This is a genomic window from Stenotrophomonas sp. AS012628 (genome assembly GCF_010608305.1).
Lineage (GTDB): Bacteria > Pseudomonadota > Gammaproteobacteria > Xanthomonadales > Xanthomonadaceae > Stenotrophomonas > Stenotrophomonas geniculata.
This window is the reverse complement of record NZ_VMBJ01000019.1, coordinates 56,246-70,584: the sequence shown is the minus strand read 5'-3', so window position 1 is coordinate 70,584 and position 14,339 is coordinate 56,246. Positions and strand designations below refer to the sequence as shown.

Annotated in this window: 19 protein-coding genes; 10 read left to right on the top strand and 9 right to left on the bottom strand. The window is 67.2% G+C overall.

The genetic code is table 11. From position 1 onward, the window contains the following. Positions 1–40: 40 nt before the first annotated feature. A complete protein-coding gene (locus G5A07_RS10740) occupies positions 41–289 on the bottom strand; it encodes a DUF3297 family protein (RefSeq protein ID WP_010484127.1) in 249 nt (82 codons plus the stop codon). Positions 290–379: 90 nt separating this feature from the next. Between G5A07_RS10740 and G5A07_RS10735 the strand changes: the two genes are divergently transcribed. After that, positions 380–922: a hypothetical protein gene (locus G5A07_RS10735; RefSeq protein ID WP_010484126.1), complete on the top strand. Its 543-nt coding sequence runs from the start codon at positions 380–382 to the stop codon at positions 920–922. A 91-nt stretch (positions 923–1,013) separates the two neighbouring features. Here G5A07_RS10735 and G5A07_RS10730 read toward each other — a convergent pair whose 3' ends face one another. The 5 genes from G5A07_RS10730 to msrB form a co-directional block, all read right to left on the bottom strand. Beyond that, positions 1,014–1,289, bottom strand: coding sequence for a DUF4031 domain-containing protein (locus G5A07_RS10730; RefSeq protein ID WP_010484125.1), 276 nt, complete (start codon positions 1,287–1,289; stop codon positions 1,014–1,016). Positions 1,290–1,302: 13 nt separating this feature from the next. After that, on the bottom strand, positions 1,303–1,791 hold the full coding sequence (locus tag G5A07_RS10725) for a hypothetical protein (protein ID WP_049410432.1): 489 nt from the start codon (positions 1,789–1,791) through the stop codon (positions 1,303–1,305). 97 nt (positions 1,792–1,888) lie between these two features. Then, on the bottom strand, positions 1,889–2,827 hold the full coding sequence (gene motB / locus G5A07_RS10720; RefSeq protein ID WP_010484123.1) for a flagellar motor protein MotB: 939 nt from the start codon (positions 2,825–2,827) through the stop codon (positions 1,889–1,891). Positions 2,828–2,830: 3 nt separating this feature from the next. Next, positions 2,831–3,685, bottom strand: a complete 855-nt coding sequence (gene motA, locus G5A07_RS10715; protein ID WP_005407915.1) for a flagellar motor stator protein MotA — start codon at positions 3,683–3,685, stop codon at positions 2,831–2,833. Between the two features lie 91 nt (positions 3,686–3,776). After that, entirely contained in the window at positions 3,777–4,244 is a 468-nt protein-coding gene (gene msrB / locus G5A07_RS10710; RefSeq protein ID WP_010484122.1) for a peptide-methionine (R)-S-oxide reductase MsrB, read from the bottom strand. Positions 4,245–4,384: 140 nt separating this feature from the next. Between msrB and G5A07_RS10705 the strand changes: the two genes are divergently transcribed. Together G5A07_RS10705 and G5A07_RS10700 are read left to right on the top strand one after the other, a co-directional pair. Then, positions 4,385–4,762 (top strand): hypothetical protein, encoded by a 378-nt coding sequence (locus G5A07_RS10705; RefSeq protein WP_043398903.1) that lies wholly within the window; start codon positions 4,385–4,387, stop codon positions 4,760–4,762. Between the two features lie 143 nt (positions 4,763–4,905). Next, positions 4,906–5,082, top strand: coding sequence for a hypothetical protein (locus tag G5A07_RS10700; RefSeq protein ID WP_033833709.1), 177 nt, complete (start codon positions 4,906–4,908; stop codon positions 5,080–5,082). A 56-nt stretch (positions 5,083–5,138) separates the two neighbouring features. Here the strand turns inward: G5A07_RS10700 and G5A07_RS10695 are convergent, their stop codons facing one another. Beyond that, positions 5,139–5,618 (bottom strand): winged helix-turn-helix transcriptional regulator, encoded by a 480-nt coding sequence (locus G5A07_RS10695; protein WP_005407919.1) that lies wholly within the window; start codon positions 5,616–5,618, stop codon positions 5,139–5,141. A 149-nt stretch (positions 5,619–5,767) separates the two neighbouring features. Between G5A07_RS10695 and G5A07_RS10690 the strand changes: the two genes are divergently transcribed. After that, positions 5,768–7,072, top strand: coding sequence for a D-amino acid dehydrogenase (locus G5A07_RS10690; protein WP_010484119.1), 1,305 nt, complete (start codon positions 5,768–5,770; stop codon positions 7,070–7,072). Next, positions 7,051–8,118, top strand: coding sequence for an alanine racemase (alr, locus tag G5A07_RS10685; protein WP_049410434.1), 1,068 nt, complete (start codon positions 7,051–7,053; stop codon positions 8,116–8,118). Before G5A07_RS10690 ends, alr begins: the two co-directional genes overlap by 22 nt. Positions 8,119–8,207: 89 nt before the next feature. Here the strand turns inward: alr and G5A07_RS10680 are convergent, their stop codons facing one another. Beyond that, positions 8,208–8,771 carry a DUF3016 domain-containing protein gene (locus tag G5A07_RS10680; protein WP_010484117.1) on the bottom strand — a complete coding sequence of 188 codons (564 nt, stop codon included), beginning with the start codon at positions 8,769–8,771 and terminating at the stop codon, positions 8,208–8,210. 245 nt (positions 8,772–9,016) lie between these two features. On the opposite strand from G5A07_RS10680, the gene G5A07_RS10675 reads away from it, so the two are divergent. Together G5A07_RS10675 and G5A07_RS10670 are read left to right on the top strand one after the other, a co-directional pair. Beyond that, the gene (locus tag G5A07_RS10675) at positions 9,017–11,005 is read left to right on the top strand and encodes an ATP-binding protein (protein WP_043398895.1); all 1,989 of its coding nucleotides are present in this window, start codon (positions 9,017–9,019) and stop codon (positions 11,003–11,005) included. 43 nt (positions 11,006–11,048) lie between these two features. Next, entirely contained in the window at positions 11,049–11,342 is a 294-nt protein-coding gene (locus G5A07_RS10670; RefSeq protein WP_010484115.1) for a DUF3247 family protein, read from the top strand. 70 nt (positions 11,343–11,412) lie between these two features. Here G5A07_RS10670 and G5A07_RS10665 read toward each other — a convergent pair whose 3' ends face one another. After that, positions 11,413–11,676, bottom strand: a complete 264-nt coding sequence (locus tag G5A07_RS10665; protein WP_005407925.1) for a hypothetical protein — start codon at positions 11,674–11,676, stop codon at positions 11,413–11,415. A gap of 157 nt (positions 11,677–11,833) precedes the next feature. On the opposite strand from G5A07_RS10665, the gene G5A07_RS10660 reads away from it, so the two are divergent. Genes G5A07_RS10660 through G5A07_RS10650 form a run of 3 tightly spaced genes read left to right on the top strand, consistent with a single transcriptional unit; the run spans position 11,834 to position 14,276 of the window. Then, positions 11,834–12,898, top strand: a complete 1,065-nt coding sequence (locus G5A07_RS10660; protein ID WP_010484114.1) for a class I SAM-dependent methyltransferase — start codon at positions 11,834–11,836, stop codon at positions 12,896–12,898. Then, positions 12,895–13,596 carry a pseudouridine synthase gene (locus tag G5A07_RS10655; RefSeq protein WP_005407927.1) on the top strand — a complete coding sequence of 234 codons (702 nt, stop codon included), beginning with the start codon at positions 12,895–12,897 and terminating at the stop codon, positions 13,594–13,596. Before G5A07_RS10660 ends, G5A07_RS10655 begins: the two co-directional genes overlap by 4 nt. After that, positions 13,593–14,276, top strand: a complete 684-nt coding sequence (locus tag G5A07_RS10650; RefSeq protein WP_019337995.1) for an HAD family phosphatase — start codon at positions 13,593–13,595, stop codon at positions 14,274–14,276. Before G5A07_RS10655 ends, G5A07_RS10650 begins: the two co-directional genes overlap by 4 nt. Positions 14,277–14,339 lie beyond the last annotated feature (63 nt).

Below are 14,339 nucleotides of genomic sequence, written 5' to 3'. Positions count from 1 at the left end.
CTTGACCACGAACATAGGATCTCGACTCTACAAAAGCCGGTTACTCCGGCTTCGTGTCCAGGAAATACGCCTCGACCTTGCCTTTGACCTTGATGGTCATCGGGTTGCCGCGGCGGTCGCGGGCCTTGCCGGCCTGCACGCGGATCCAGCCTTCGCTGACCGAGTATTCCTCGACGTTGTCGCGCTCGACGTCGTTGAAACGCACGCCGACGCCGCGCTCCAGCGCCTGCGCATCATGGAAGGGGCTGGCCGGGTTGATCGCCAGGTGGTCGGGAGGGGTATCGCTCATCGCTTCATTCACAGTGACGGCCACCAAGGCCGGCTTCAGCGGCACAGGATAAACCGTAGAATGCCGGCCTGCCCCAGAGGAAGTTCCGCCATGCCCGACAACAGCGACTATTTCGACTTCGAGGAAGACATCCACGACTTCGACGAAGACGGCTTCGAGGCCCGGGTCTGGAACCTGCTGGTGCTGATCAACCCGGGCGACGAAGAGCTGGCCCTGCAGCAGTTCAACCGCTGGCGCGAGCACCTGGCCGAGGACGGGCAGCCGTTGGAAGCGGACAGTGACTGGCTGCCGGCCCTGTTCACGGCCATTGCCTGGCAGTCCGGTTTCGAGGTGGAACGTGATGATCTGGATTCGCTGCAGTCAGCGGTGAACGAGCTGTCTGCGCGCTTCAACCTGCAGCTGGACTGGGGTGGCGACCTGGACGACGAGGATTTCGCCGAAGACCTGGACGGCGTGCAGCTGATGTCCACCGCCTTCGACCGCCTGCGCGAGCACAACTACACGCTGTGGAGCGTGGATGCCGGCAGCGACGGCTTCACCGGGGTGATGGCGCTGACCCGCGACGACGACGCGATGCTGGCGCTGTGCTCGCTGCTGAACGTTGAAATCCGCCTGGGCAGCGACCCGTTCTGATCGATGATCCGACCCGCCGGGCATGGCCCGGCGCTACCTGTTCCGCCAGCCCGTGGTAGCGCCGGGCCATGCCCGGCGAGCACACCACGCACTACGGCCGGTACTGCGCCCTGGCGTTGGCAATCACCGCTTTGACCAGGTCACGGTCGGCGTGCCGGGAAATCGCCCGCGCACCGAGCGCGATGGCCTGCGCGCGCAGCTCGGAAGTGACATCGTAGTGCGCACCGCTGGCCTTGTTCTGGAAGGCCCGCGGTGGAATGCCGAGCTGCGCCGCCATCGCGTGCAGCTCGGCCAGGGTGTCGGCCATCAGGTGCGCCCAGCGCTGTCCGCGCCAGGGATGCACCGCGTCATCGACGTAGACCGTCACCGCCGCGGCCGGTTCAGGCCTGCGGCTTGCTGTCGCTGTCAGCGGCCGGAGTGGCCTCGGCAGCAGCTTCAACCACTTCGCCTTCGGCGGCCTCAGCGGCTTCTTCGCCTTCTTCGGCTTCCACGGTCTCGAACTCGGCGACCAGCTTGTCCAGGTACTCGTCAGCGGTCTGGCCGGATTCGGCCGCCAGGGTGTCCAGCAGCTTCTGCAGCAGTTCGGAATATTCCAGGTTGACCTTGCGGCCTTCCTTTTCCTGCACGTTGGACAGGTGCTTGAGCATGGCCAGCATCGGCACCGGGTTTTCGGCGTTGCCCATGGTCTGGCCACCGATGGCCAGCAGCCACTCACGGCCCTGCAGGCCGATGGCGGCGACCACCTGGCCGTCTTCGTTGGTCAGCACGGCATGGTTCTGCACCTGCTGCTGGGCGTTCAGGCGCAGGAACGGACGCTTGGCCTGCTGCTTCTTGCGCTTGTCGCGCTTGGCCTTGGAGTTCTGGGACATGGGGTGGGGTCACCTGGAAACGGAAAGACCGCCATTGTAGCGGCCGCACGCAGGTGGGGTCAGATCCCTTTCCAGGGGAAAGGGATCTGACCCCGGTTCAGTGCGCCTCACCCTGCGCGGCCTGCACGTCCGGGTCGGCGGTCGGCGCCGACAGCCCCACCTGTGGCCCGGCACCGGCCAGGGCGGCCGCTTCGGCGGCCTGGGTCATCACCACGATGCTGATGCGGCGGTTGATCGGGTTCTGCGGGTCGACCTTGTCGAACAGCACCGACGAAGACAGGCCGACCACGCGGGTGATCTTGCTGTCGTCCAGGCCACCATCGATCAGCGCGCGGCGTGCGGCATTTGCACGGTCGGCGCTCAGTTCCCAGTTGCCATAGCCGCGAGCGGCGGAATAGGCGGTGATGTCGGTGTGACCGGTCAGGCTGATCCGGTTCGGCACATGGTTCAGGTACTCGGCCAGCTCGTGCAGGATCTGCTGCGTGTACGGCTTCAGCGTGGCGCTGCCAAGGTCGAACATCGGCCGGTTCTGCTTGTCCACGATCTGGATGCGCAGGCCCTCCGGGGTCAGGTCCAGCAGCAGCTGGTCCTTGAACGGTTCCAGCGCCTGGCTCCTGCTGATCGCTTCCTGCAGCTCCTTCATCAGCTGTTCCAGCTGCTGCTTGTCGCGCTGCTGCTGGTCCACCGGCTGCGGTACTGCTTCCTTCTGGTTCTGGAAGGGATCGTTGCTGTTGCCACGCGAAACGTCGGTGGCACCACCCAGCTTGATCATCGATGTGCTGGCGCCGCCCGGGCCGGCCATGCCGGGTGCCGGCGTGGCGTTCTGCCCGCTCAGCGGGCTGGGGTTGCGGAAGTACTCGGAAATGGCGGCACGGTCGTTCTTGTTGGTGGTGGCCATCAGCCACAGCACCAGGAAGAACGCCATCATCGCGGTCACGAAGTCGGCATAGGCCACCTTCCACGAACCGCCATGATGGGCGGCGTGGCCGGCCTTCTTGACCCGGCGGACGATGACGGTGGGCTTGGTCTCGGCCATGGCTTACTTGACCGTCTTCAGGTGCTGCTCGAAATCGGAGAAGGCCGGGCGCACGTTCGACGGCAGCGTCTTGCGGGCGAATTCCAGCGCGATCTTCGGGTTGTAGCCGCGCAGGCAGGCCAGCAGGGCGGTCTTCACCGATTCGTAGATGCGGCTGTCCTGCTCGGCGCGGGCCTCCATCGCGGCTGCCATCGGGCCGACGAAACCGTAGCCCAGCAGGATGCCGAGGAAGGTGCCGACCAGCGCACCGGCGACGTGGCCACCGACCTCGACGATGTCGCCACCGATCGAGCCCATGGTGATGACGATGCCCAGCACCGCCGCCACGATGCCGAAACCGGGCAATCCGTCGGCGACCTTGGTCAGCACCTGCGACGGCGCCATGGCCTCGGCATGGTGCTTTTCCAGCTCCAGTTCCAGCAGCGGCTCCAGCTCGTGCGGCTCGATGTTGCTGCCGATCATCAGGCGCAGGCAGTCGGTGATGAAGTCGATCAGGTGGTGGTCGGCCTGCACCTTGGGGTAGTTGCCGAACAGCGCGCTCTCGGCCGGCCGCTCGACATGGTCTTCCAGCGCCATGAAGCCTTCGCGGCGGGCCTTGTTGAGCAGTTCATAGAGCAGGCTGAGGACATCGATGTAGTCCTGCTGCTTGTAGCGCGGGCCCTTGAACACGCCGACCATGGCCTGCAGGGTCTGCTTGACCGTCTTGGCCGGGGTACCGACCAGGAAGGCGCCGAGCGCGGCGCCGCCGATGATGACCAGCTCGTAGGGCTGCCAGAGGGCACCCAGGCGGCCGTGGGCACCGAGATAGCCCCCGATCACGCTGATGATGACGACCAGGAATCCAACGATGATGAGCATGGGGCGACGCAAGGAGAGGGGATATCTCCTTGTCGGCCCGTCGCCCGGTTTTCTGAAGAGGGAATTCTGTGAAACCGGTCAGCGGGGTGTTTCAGCCCGCCACGCCGCTTTCTGCGCCGCCACGCTGCAACGGATCCGGCCAGGGCTCGCCATTGCCGGTGAACGAAAGTGAGACGGAGTTCAGGCAGTGGCGCTCGTAGGTGGGCGGCGGACCGTCCGGGAACACGTGGCCCAGATGGCTGCCGCAGCGCGCGCAGGTGATCTCGGTGCGCACCATGCCGTGGCTGGTATCGCGGATCTCGCGCACGTGCGCCGGGTCGAACGGGGCAAAGAAGCTGGGCCAGCCGGTGCCGGAATCGAACTTGGTGCTGGAGCGGAACAGCGGCAGTGCGCACAGACGGCAGCAGTAGACGCCCTCGCGCTTGTTGTCGAGGAATACGCCGCAGAACGGCGCCTCGGTGCCGTGCTGCAGCAGTACGCGGCGTTCTTCGCCGCTGAGGCCGGCGACCAGCGCCTCGGTCTGGGTGGCGGTGGGGGGCGTCAGGTCGAAGGCGGTCATGGCGGCGCTCCGTGGGGTCGATGGCCTGGGGATGCCGGAAAACGTGGGGGTGCCGGCGCGCGCTTGCAAGTGTGATGGCCGTTCATGGGCGGCACACAGGTGCAGGCGCAAGGTGAATGCGATCCACGCCGGAGCGTGACATGAAACCGAGCCTTCCCCTGCTGTTGATGGGCCTGCTGCCCCTGGTTGCGCAGGCCCAGGTACCGACGTCGTCGAGCCCGACCGCCACCCGCAGTGCCACCACCGTGGCACCGCAACCGGTGGCACCTCCGCCACAGGCTGCCCGCCCGCAGCCGCAGGTGCTGCCGTCGCCGCAGCCGGCACAGCCGATCAAGTCCACCGGCCCCGCCCGGATCGCGCCGGCGCCGGTACCGAAGCCGGCCGACAAGGTCTATGACCGCAATGGCCGCATCGTGCCTGGCGTGCGCCCGGCCGGCCCGAACCGCGTGTTCGACTCGCGTACAGGCCGTTATTACGACAGCGTGCCTGCCGGTGATGGCCAGCAGATCAGGCGCTGACCTATGGGCCAAGCAAGGTTGGCAGCTCCTGCGCGTCGTGCGGGCTGAACGCACGAAAACAGCCTCTTGGCGATCACTGCTTTTTCGCCTGCGATTAACCGTTCCGGGACCACCGTGGCCCTGCGCTGGCATTCCGCCGCCGCATGTCCTTCGTCCACTGGATCGCGATCATGAAAAACCAGCAGAACCGTCATCCCGGCAAGGAACCGCAGGGCCGCAACCCGCAGCAGCAACAGCAGCAACAGATGGACCCACAGCAGCCGCACAAGGGCGGCAAGCAGCAGGAACAGCGCTCGCAGAAGCATCCGCAGCAGCGCTGAGGGACTCCGGGGGTCGGATCCCGCACCGCGGGCTCTGACCCCATCCTGCGAGCGCCTCAATCCGGAATCGGCAGGCTCAGCGTTTCCTTCACTTCTTCCATCACGATGTAGCTCTTCGACTCACGTACATGCGGCAGCGTCAGCAACGTGCTGCCGAGCAGCTTGCGGTAGGAGGCCATTTCGCTGATCCGCGCCTTCAGCAGGTAATCGAAGTCGCCCGATACCAGGTGGCACTCCAGCACGTTGGGCAGCTTCAGCGCCGCGCGCCGGAACTCCTCGAAGATGTCGCCGGACTTGTAGGCCAGGCTGATCTCCACGAACACCAGCAGGCTGGCCTTCACCGCGGCCGGGTCGAGGTGGGCGTGGTAGCCGGTGATCACCCCTTCGCGCTCCAATCGACGCACGCGCTCAGTGCATGGCGTGGTCGACAGGCCGACCCGCTCGCCCAGTTCGGTGAAGGAGATGCGGCCCTCGGCCTGCAGGATGCGCAGGATCTTGCGGTCGATCTTGTCCAGTTCGCGGGTACGGGTGGCCATGGCCGTCAACCTTGGGGAATGAATTGCAGGAGAACATCCTGCCGGTTGATTTCAAAACAGGCAAATCAACTGGGAATGGCTGTCTATACTTCCCCAATTATGGTCCCGGCACGCTCCAGTGCAGGGAATGATCGGGTTGGAGAAGTCCCATGCGAGTCCTAGTTCTCGGCAGCGGCGTGATCGGCACCACCAGTGCCTGGTACCTGCGACAGGCCGGGTTTGAAGTCACGGTCATCGATCGTCAGCCCGGCCCGGCGCTGGAAACCAGCTTCGCCAATGCTGGCCAGCTGTCGTTCGGCTACACCTCGCCGTGGGCGGCCCCGGGCGTGCCGAAGAAGGCCATCGGCTGGCTGTTCGAGAAGCACGCGCCGCTGGCGATCAAGCCGGGCATGGACCTGGCCCAGTACCGTTGGCTGTGGCAGATGCTGCGCAACTGCACCCATGAGCGCTACGCGATCAACAAGGCGCGCATGGTGCGCATGTCCGAGTACAGCCGCGACTGCCTGAACGAGCTGCGTGCGCAGATCGGCATCGAATTCGAAGGCCGCGACCTGGGCACGACCCAGTTGTTCCGCACCCAGCAGCAGCTGGATGCCTCGGCGCAGGACATCGAGATCCTGGCCCAGTACGGCGTGCCGTACGAGGTGCTGGACCGCGCCGGCATCATCCAGGCCGAACCGGCCCTGGCCCACGTCGATGGCCTGGTCGGCGCGCTGCGCCTGCCGCGTGACCAGACCGGCGACTGCCAGCTGTTCACCCGCCGCCTGGCGCAGATGTGCGTGGATGCTGGTGTCGAGTTCCGCTTCGACCAGGACATCACCGGCCTGGAGGTCGATGGCGACCGCATCACCGGCGTGCGCATCGACGGCAAGCTGGAAACCGCCGACCGCTTCGTGGTCGCGCTCGGCAGCTATTCGCCGGCGCTGGTCGCATCGCTGGGCATGCGCCTGCCGGTGTACCCGCTGAAGGGCTACTCGCTGACCCTGCCGATCACCGACCCGGCGATGGCGCCGACCTCGACCATCCTCGATGAGAGCTACAAGGTGGCGGTGACCCGCTTCGACGACCGTATCCGCGTCGGTGGCATGGCCGAAGTGGCCGGCTTCGACCTGTCGCTGTCGCAGCGCCGACGCGAAACCCTGGAGCTGGTGGTCAGCGATCTCTACCCGAAGGGCGGCGACCTGTCGCGTGCGCAGTTCTGGACCGGCCTGCGCCCGGCCACGCCGGACGGTACGCCGGTGATCGGCGCCACGCCGTTCCGCAACCTGTACCTCAACACCGGCCACGGCACGCTGGGCTGGACCATGGCCTGCGGCTCGGGTCGCTACCTGGCCGACCTGATGAGCGCGCGCCAGCCGCAGATCAGCACCGAAGGCCTGGATATTTTCCGCTACGGCCAGTACGGTCACGCGCCGCAACAAGAGAACCGCACATGCGTCCTGCCCGCGCGCTGATCGATCTGGGCGCCCTGCGCAGCAACTACCGGCTCGCCCGTGAACTGGGCGGTGGCAAGGCCCTGGCGATCATCAAGGCCGATGCCTATGGGCATGGCGCGGTGCGCTGTGCGCAGGCGCTGGAAGGTGAGGCTGATGGTTTCGGCGTGGCTACCATCGAAGAGGCACTGGAGCTGCGCCAGGCCGGCATCCGTGCGCCGATCCTGCTGCTGGAAGGCATCTTCGAGCCCAGCGACATGGCGCTGGTGGCCGAGCATGACTTCTGGTTCGCCGTCGGTTCGCCGTGGCAACTGGAGGCCGTTGCTGCCTACGACAGCCCGCGCCCGTTGACGGTGTGGCTGAAGCTGGACAGTGGCATGCATCGTCTTGGCCTGGACGTGGACAGCTTCCGTGCCGCGCATGCACGCCTGTCGGCGCTGCCGCAGGTCGAGCGCATCGTGCTGATGACCCACCTGGCGCGCGCCGATGAGCTGGACAGCGAACGCACCCACGAACAGGCTGCGACCTTCGCGCGGGCCATCGACGGCCTGGACGGCGAGACCAGCGTGTGCAACTCGCCGGCGCTGCTGGGCTGGCCGGATGTACGCAGCGACTGGGTGCGCCCGGGCCTGATGCTGTATGGCGCCAATCCGCTGCCGGACAACACGGCACTGACCGAGCGCCTGCGCCCGGTGATGACGATGCAGTCGAAGGTGATCGCCGAGCGCTGGATCGAGGCGGGTGAGCCGGTGGGTTATGGCGCACGCTTCGTGGCCAAGGCGCGCACCCGCGTGGGTGTGGTCGCGCTCGGCTATGCCGACGGTTATCCGCAGTTCGCCCCGAATGGCACCCCGGTGCTGATCGACGGCCAGCCCGGTGCGCTGATCGGGCGCGTGTCGATGGACATGCTGACGGTGGACCTGACCGCGCATGCCCAGGCCGGCATCGGCAGCGTGGTGGAACTGTGGGGCAGCGCACCGACGCTGTCCGAACTGGCGCCGCGCTGTGGCGTGAGTGCGTACCAGCTGCCGTGCGCGGTCAAGCGCGTGGCCAGGGTATACGTGTAGAGCCGAGCCCACGCTCGGCTTCGGTAGCGGCCGACCTTGGTCGGCGCCGTGTAATGCGTGTCGACCAAGGTTGACACCTACCGAGTGGCCTAACGCGCAGCGGTGGCCTGGCTGGCCAGCTGGCGCTTCACCCAGTCATCGATCAGGCGCTTCTCGTAGCGCAGCGGATCACTGTCGCTCTTCAGCCCCAGGTTGTGCAGGTAGCCGGTATCGCTGAGGCGCGCATCGCCCTCGCTGACGATACGGCCGCTGGCGTCCTTCAACGTGTACTGCAGGCTGATCCGCGGCGGGTAGATGTCGCGCATGATCCGGATGTCGCGGCCACGCGGGCCGTGCCACGGCTCGTAGTCACCGGCACGCTTGATGTCCACCAGGGTCACATCGAGGGTCTGCCCAGGCTGCAGCGGCTTGGCAGCGGTGGTCTGCAGGTAGCGGGCCAGCTGCTGTACCCAGTCACCGCGTTCGGCCTCGAAGCGGTTGGTGCTCTGGCGGATCTCGGTGAATTTGGCCGGATCCTCCCATTTCACGCTGACCGGGCCATCGGCCTGCAACGCGCGCGGCGCGTCCGCATCGGTCACGGTGCGCGGTGCAGCGTTGGCGCCGCCCGCCACCAGGGCGCCTGCCAGCAGGGCAATCGCGAGTGAGCGTTTCATGACGGTCTCCTGCGTCCCCGCGCTGGGGACGATGTTGATCACAGATCGAGTGTGATCCTGTGGCCGGGCCACCGCAATGGCCGATTGCGTCGTGCGCAAGGGTGGTTGCCGCCAATTCATCGACGTCAACCATGACTGACGGCGCTTGACGCTGTGAATACGCGCTTTGGAAGATGCTGTGCTTCCAATCCGGCCTGCACAGACGCCCCTTGTCCACACTGCCGCCCCTCGTGGAGCGCCCACCGATGATGGTGCCAGCGCCCGAACCCGACCTGCATCATGGCGTGCTTGAGCGCATCAACGCCGGTTTCTGCGTGATCCAGGTGCTGTTCGAGGGCGATCGTGCGGTGGACTACCGTTTCATCGAGGTCAACGATGCGTTCGAGCGCCACACCGGCCTGAAGGACGCGCGTGGCCAGCGCATGACGGCGCTGGAACCGGGCCACGAGCAGGACTGGTTCCGCATCTACGGCGAGGTCGCGCGCAGTGGCCGCCCCGCTCAGTTCGAGATGGAAGCGCGTGCGCTGGGCCGCTCGTTCGCGGTTGATGCGGTGCGCGTGGGCCGTCCGGGCGAAGACAAGGTCGGCATCCTGTTCTTCGACATCACCGCACGCAAGCAGATGGAAGTGGAGCTGGGCGAAAGCGAAGCCCGCTTCAGCGCACTGGCCGACGGCCTGCCGATGCCGGTGTGGGTGCTCGACGAGCGCGGCCATGCCCGTTTCGTCAACAGCGCTTTCAGTGAGTTCTTTGGCGGTGACGAAACACGCGTGCCGGAAGATGTCTGGCGCGGCCTGGTGCATCCGGACGATGCATCGGTGTTCGAGTACGAACTGCAGGAAGCACTGAAGGCGCAGCGGTCGATGCATGCGCTGGTGCGGGCCCGACGCGCCGATGGCGAGTGGCGTTGGCTGGAGATGAACGCACGCCCGCGTTTCTCACGGATGGGCCGCTTCATCGGACTGGCCGGCAGCAGCCCGGACGTGACCGAACGCCGCGAGATCGAGCTGGCCCGCGAAGAGCTTCTGCAGTCCGAGCGTGCCGCGCGCAGTGCCGCCGAGAACATGGCGCGGTTGAAGGACGAGTTCCTGGCCACGCTGTCGCACGAGCTGCGCACGCCGCTGACCACCATCCTCGGTTGGAGCGAGCTGCTGCTGCAGCGCGTGGACAACACCAGCCCGCTGTACAAGGGCCTGAATGTGATCGCCAACAGCGCCGGTGCGCAGAAGCGGCTGATCTCGGACATGCTCGACCTCAGCAGCATGCTGCTGGGCAAGGTGCAGCTGGAGGTGGAGATACTGGACCTGCGCGACCTGCTGGGCGAAGCCATCGGTGCGCAGGAACTGGTCGCCGAAGGCAAGGCGCTGGACGTGAGTCTGCTGCTGCCGGAGCAGCCCAGCCTGGTGCTGGGCGATGCCACCCGCCTGCAGCAGGTGTTCTGGAACCTGCTGTCGAACGCAATCAAGTTCACCCCGGCCGAAGGCCGCATCGACGTGCAGCTGCAGGCCGACGGCAACCACTGGGTGATCACGGTGCGCGATACCGGTGATGGCATCGCACCGGAGTTCCTCAACCATCTGTTCAGCCGCTTCCGCCAGGCCGATGGCACCACCACCCGACGCCATGGCGGCCTCGGCCTGGGCCTGGCGATCGTGCAGCAGCTGGTCGAACTGCATGGCGGTACCGTCACCGCCGCCAGCGAAGGCCATGGCCACGGCGCCACCTTCACTGTGCGACTGCCGCAGCACATTCCCGATGCCGAGCGACGCCCGCTGCGCGAAGTGATCAGCGGGCCGATCCTGGAGCCGGTGATCGTCGAACCGTACCCGCTGCGTGGCATGCATGTGCTGGCGGTGGAAGACCAGCCGGAAGTGCTGGAGTACCTGCGGCGCATGCTGGAAGAGCAGGGCGCGAGTGTGTCGGCCGCCAGCTCGGCCGGTGAAGCGCTGGCGTTGCTGGCCGATACCGGGCACCTGCAGTACCACGTGATGCTGACCGACATCGGCATGCCGGGCATGGATGGCTATGGTCTGGTGCGCACGCTGCGCGAGGACATGGGCGTGGATGCGATGACCCTGCCGGCGGTTGCCGTGACCGCGCTGGCACGCGCCGATGACCGGCGCCGAGCGCTGGCGTCAGGCTTCCAGGAACATGTCGCCAAACCGTACTCGGTGGCACAGCTGGTGGCTGCGGTACGCAAGGTGCAGGTGCCACGCGCGGACAGCGCGCTGCACTGAGCATTCACGGCCGATCGGCGACCCTGCACGCAGGAGGTCGCCGATGTCCCGTATAGCTCCCCGCATCCATACCGATCCGGCGCAGATCGCGCGCCTGGAAGCCCTGTTGCCGCAGCTGGAAGGCGAAACGCAGGTGCAGCTGACCCTGCACGATGGTCGCCGCCTGCTCGGCACCGTGGCGGTGAAACCGACCGTGCAGCAGTACCGCAACGACGCCGGCGACGAAGGCAGCAACGGCCAGTTGCGCCTGGATGACTACGACACGCCGGTGCAGCAGCACCATGTGTGGCTGGACGAGATCGCCAGCGTCAACCGTCTGCCACCCAGGGCGCCTTGATCGGATGTAGAGCCGAGCCCACGCTCGGCTGCGCCGTCGCCCGAGCGTGGGCTCGGGCGCTACCGGTGTGTCAGTGCTCGAACAAGGTCGGTGTCGCCTCGAACCGGCGCGCATAGGCGCGTTCTTCCGCCACCCGGGCCACCTCGTCATCGGCCAGGTCCGGTGCGCCGTACACCGCATAGGCCACGCTGCCGTCGGCGCCATGACCGACCTGGTGCAGCCGATAGCGCGAGTGGCCGCCGCCGGTGTCCTCGGGGTAATGCACGGGCGGATGGCTGCCTTCCAGGTCCATTTCACTGTTGTCGACCACGCCACCGACGAACAAGGCTCGCATGCAGGTTCTCCTGGGTTTCCGGGGGAGCCTCTACCCTGAACGTTTCAATGTTGCTGGCAGATCAAGGCCCCGTTCGGGTTTCGCAAAGCGGCATACCGGGGCCGGTCCGGCCAAGCCGGTACAATGGACGGCCCTCACGCTTGAAGTACCCGCGCCGATGGCCTCCAGCGACGACGCCCCCCTGCAGACCCTGTTCCTGCCGTTCTCCCAAGGCGCCCTGCGCTGGCCGGAGGGCCCGGTGGCCTTCCTGCGTGCCCGCGACGGCTGGCCGCTGCGTGAAGCGGCCGGCAGCCGCGAGGTCCACTGCGAGCAGAGCTTCGCCCCGTTCGCGCAGCCGCTGCAGCAGGCCGCCGGCTGGACCGTCAGTGGCCAGCTGGATGATGTGGCCGGCAAGGGCCGTTACCCGCTGGTGCTGGTGCTGCCGCCGCGCCAGCGTGAAGAAGCCCGCGCGCTGTTTGCCCGTGCGCTGGCGCTGGTCGCCGACGGCGGCCGCATCGTTGCCTGCCAGTCCAACAACGAAGGTGCACGCTCGGGCGAGGGCGACCTCAAGCAACTGACCGGCCTCGGCGGCAGCCTGACCAAGAACCACTGCCGCGTGTACTGGACCGCCCCGATGCAGGGCCAGCACGACGCCGACCTGGCCAAGCGCTGGTCGGCACTGGATGCGGTGCGTCCGATCGTCGGCGGCCGTTTCCTCAGCCGCCCGGGCGTGTTCGCCTGGGACCGCATCGATCCGGCCTCGGCGCTGCTGGCCGAGCACCTGCCGGCCGACCTGGCCGGCCGCGCCGCCGACCTCGGTGCCGGCTACGGCTACCTGTCGCGCGAGCTGCTGGAGCGCTGCCCGAAGATCACCGCGCTGGACCTGTACGAAGCGGAGCAGCGCGCGTTGGCACTGGCCGAGCTGAACCTGGCACCGCCGCCGCGTCCGCTGCCGCTGCGCTTCCTGTGGCAGGACGTCACCGCCGGCATCGAGCCGGGCTACGACGTCATCATCAGCAATCCGCCATTCCACACGCCCTCGCGCGCCGATCGCCCGGACATCGGCCAGCGCTTCATCGCCGTGGCCGCGCAGGCGCTGCGCCCGGGCGGACGCCTGTACGTGGTGGCCAACCGCCACCTGCCGTACGAGTACACGCTCAACGAGAGCTTTGGCGCGGTGCGCGTGATCGCCGAGCGTGATGGCTTCAAGCTGGTGGAAGCGGTGAAGGGGAAGGGCAAGTGAAGCTGGTCAAGCTCATCGCCAACCTGGGCTACGGCAGCCGCAAGCAGGTGCAGTGGATGTTCCGCGAAGGCCGCGTCACCGACGCCGACGGCGAGGTGCTGTATGCCGACGACCAGGTGCCGCACGAGGCGATCCGCGTCGACGGCGAGCCGCTGGACCCGCCGGTGGGCCTGTCGATCGCGCTGCACAAGCCGGCCGGCTACACCTGCTCGACCAAGGACACCGGCCGCCTGATCTACGACCTGCTGCCGCCGCGCTTCCGCGACCGCGATCCGGTGCTGTCTACAGTGGGCCGCCTCGACCGCGAGACCAGTGGCCTGCTGCTGCTGACCGACGACGGTGGCCTGCTGCACCGGATCATCTCGCCGAAGTCGAAGCTGCCGAAAGTCTATGAGGTCGAGTTGAGCGATGACCTGCGCGGCGACGAGGTGGCGCTGTTCGCCAGCGGTACGCTCATGCTGGAGTCCGAGAAGACGCCCCTGCTGCCGGCTGAATTGGAGGTGCTGGATGCGCGTCGCGCGCGCCTGGTGCTGCACGAAGGCCGCTACCATCAGGTACGCCGCATGTTCGCCGCCACCGGCAACCACGTGCAGGCCCTGCACCGCAGCCGCGTCGGCGGGCTGGACCTGCAGGGGCTGGACGAAGGGCAATGGCGGCAGCTCACTTCCACCGACCTGGATACGCTGTTCGCTCCATGACCACCATCGCTGCGCTGCCGTTCCTCCCCGACGCCGTCATCTTCGACATGGACGGCCTGATGATCGACAGCGAGCGGGTCTCGCTGGCCTGCTGGAGCGAGGCCGCCGACGAATTCGGGCTGGGCCTGGACGAGGCGGTGTTCCTGCGCATGGTCGGCCTCGGTGACCGCGATACGCACGCGCTGCTGCGTGCGCAGGGCATCGAGGACAGCGTGATCGACGCCGTGGCGGCACGTTGCCATGAGCTGTACGAAGCACGCACGCAGACCGGTCTGCCGCTGCGGCCGGGCATCCTGGAGCTGCTGGAGCTGCTGAAGGCACATGCGATCCCGCGTGCGGTGGCAACCACCACGCGGCAGCCGCGGGCCAACCGCAAGCTGGCCGCTGCTGGCCTGCTGCCGTACTTCGATGCGGTGATCACCAGCGGCGACGTGGCGCGGCCGAAGCCGGCACCGGATATCTACCTGCTGGCCGCGCAGCGGCTGGGCCAGGCGCCGGAGCGTTGCTTGGCGCTGGAAGACTCACCGGCCGGTACGCGCGCGGCGCTGGCCGCCGGCATGACCGTGATCCAGGTGCCGGACCTGGTGCATCCTGATGAAGAGCTGCGCGCACTGGGCCACCGCATCGTGGGCTCGCTGGTGGACGCGCACGCATTGCTGGTGCCGTTGTTGCCGAAATAAGCGGTAGATGCCGGCCGTTGGCCGGCACTGAGCCGAGCATGGCTCGGCTCTACATCTATTGGT

Bases quoted from the DNA above. Each gene is read 5' to 3' on its own strand.
- G5A07_RS10740 (WP_010484127.1), bottom strand. From the start codon at position 289: ATGAGCGATACCCCTCCCGACCACCTGGCGATCAACCCGGCCAGCCCC.
- G5A07_RS10735 (WP_010484126.1), top strand. From the start codon at position 380: ATGCCCGACAACAGCGACTATTTCGACTTCGAGGAAGACATCCACGAC.
- G5A07_RS10725 (WP_049410432.1), bottom strand. From the start codon at position 1,791: ATGTCCCAGAACTCCAAGGCCAAGCGCGACAAGCGCAAGAAGCAGCAG.
- motB (WP_010484123.1), bottom strand. From the start codon at position 2,827: ATGGCCGAGACCAAGCCCACCGTCATCGTCCGCCGGGTCAAGAAGGCC.
- motA (WP_005407915.1), bottom strand. From the start codon at position 3,685: ATGCTCATCATCGTTGGATTCCTGGTCGTCATCATCAGCGTGATCGGG.
- msrB (WP_010484122.1), bottom strand. From the start codon at position 4,244: ATGACCGCCTTCGACCTGACGCCCCCCACCGCCACCCAGACCGAGGCG.
- G5A07_RS10705 (WP_043398903.1), top strand. From the start codon at position 4,385: ATGAAACCGAGCCTTCCCCTGCTGTTGATGGGCCTGCTGCCCCTGGTT.
- G5A07_RS10700 (WP_033833709.1), top strand. From the start codon at position 4,906: ATGTCCTTCGTCCACTGGATCGCGATCATGAAAAACCAGCAGAACCGT.
- G5A07_RS10695 (WP_005407919.1), bottom strand. From the start codon at position 5,618: ATGGCCACCCGTACCCGCGAACTGGACAAGATCGACCGCAAGATCCTG.
- G5A07_RS10690 (WP_010484119.1), top strand. From the start codon at position 5,768: ATGCGAGTCCTAGTTCTCGGCAGCGGCGTGATCGGCACCACCAGTGCC.
- alr (WP_049410434.1), top strand. From the start codon at position 7,051: ATGCGTCCTGCCCGCGCGCTGATCGATCTGGGCGCCCTGCGCAGCAAC.
- G5A07_RS10680 (WP_010484117.1), bottom strand. From the start codon at position 8,771: ATGAAACGCTCACTCGCGATTGCCCTGCTGGCAGGCGCCCTGGTGGCG.
- G5A07_RS10675 (WP_043398895.1), top strand. From the start codon at position 9,017: ATGATGGTGCCAGCGCCCGAACCCGACCTGCATCATGGCGTGCTTGAG.
- G5A07_RS10670 (WP_010484115.1), top strand. From the start codon at position 11,049: ATGTCCCGTATAGCTCCCCGCATCCATACCGATCCGGCGCAGATCGCG.
- G5A07_RS10665 (WP_005407925.1), bottom strand. From the start codon at position 11,676: ATGCGAGCCTTGTTCGTCGGTGGCGTGGTCGACAACAGTGAAATGGAC.
- G5A07_RS10660 (WP_010484114.1), top strand. From the start codon at position 11,834: ATGGCCTCCAGCGACGACGCCCCCCTGCAGACCCTGTTCCTGCCGTTC.
- G5A07_RS10650 (WP_019337995.1), top strand. From the start codon at position 13,593: ATGACCACCATCGCTGCGCTGCCGTTCCTCCCCGACGCCGTCATCTTC.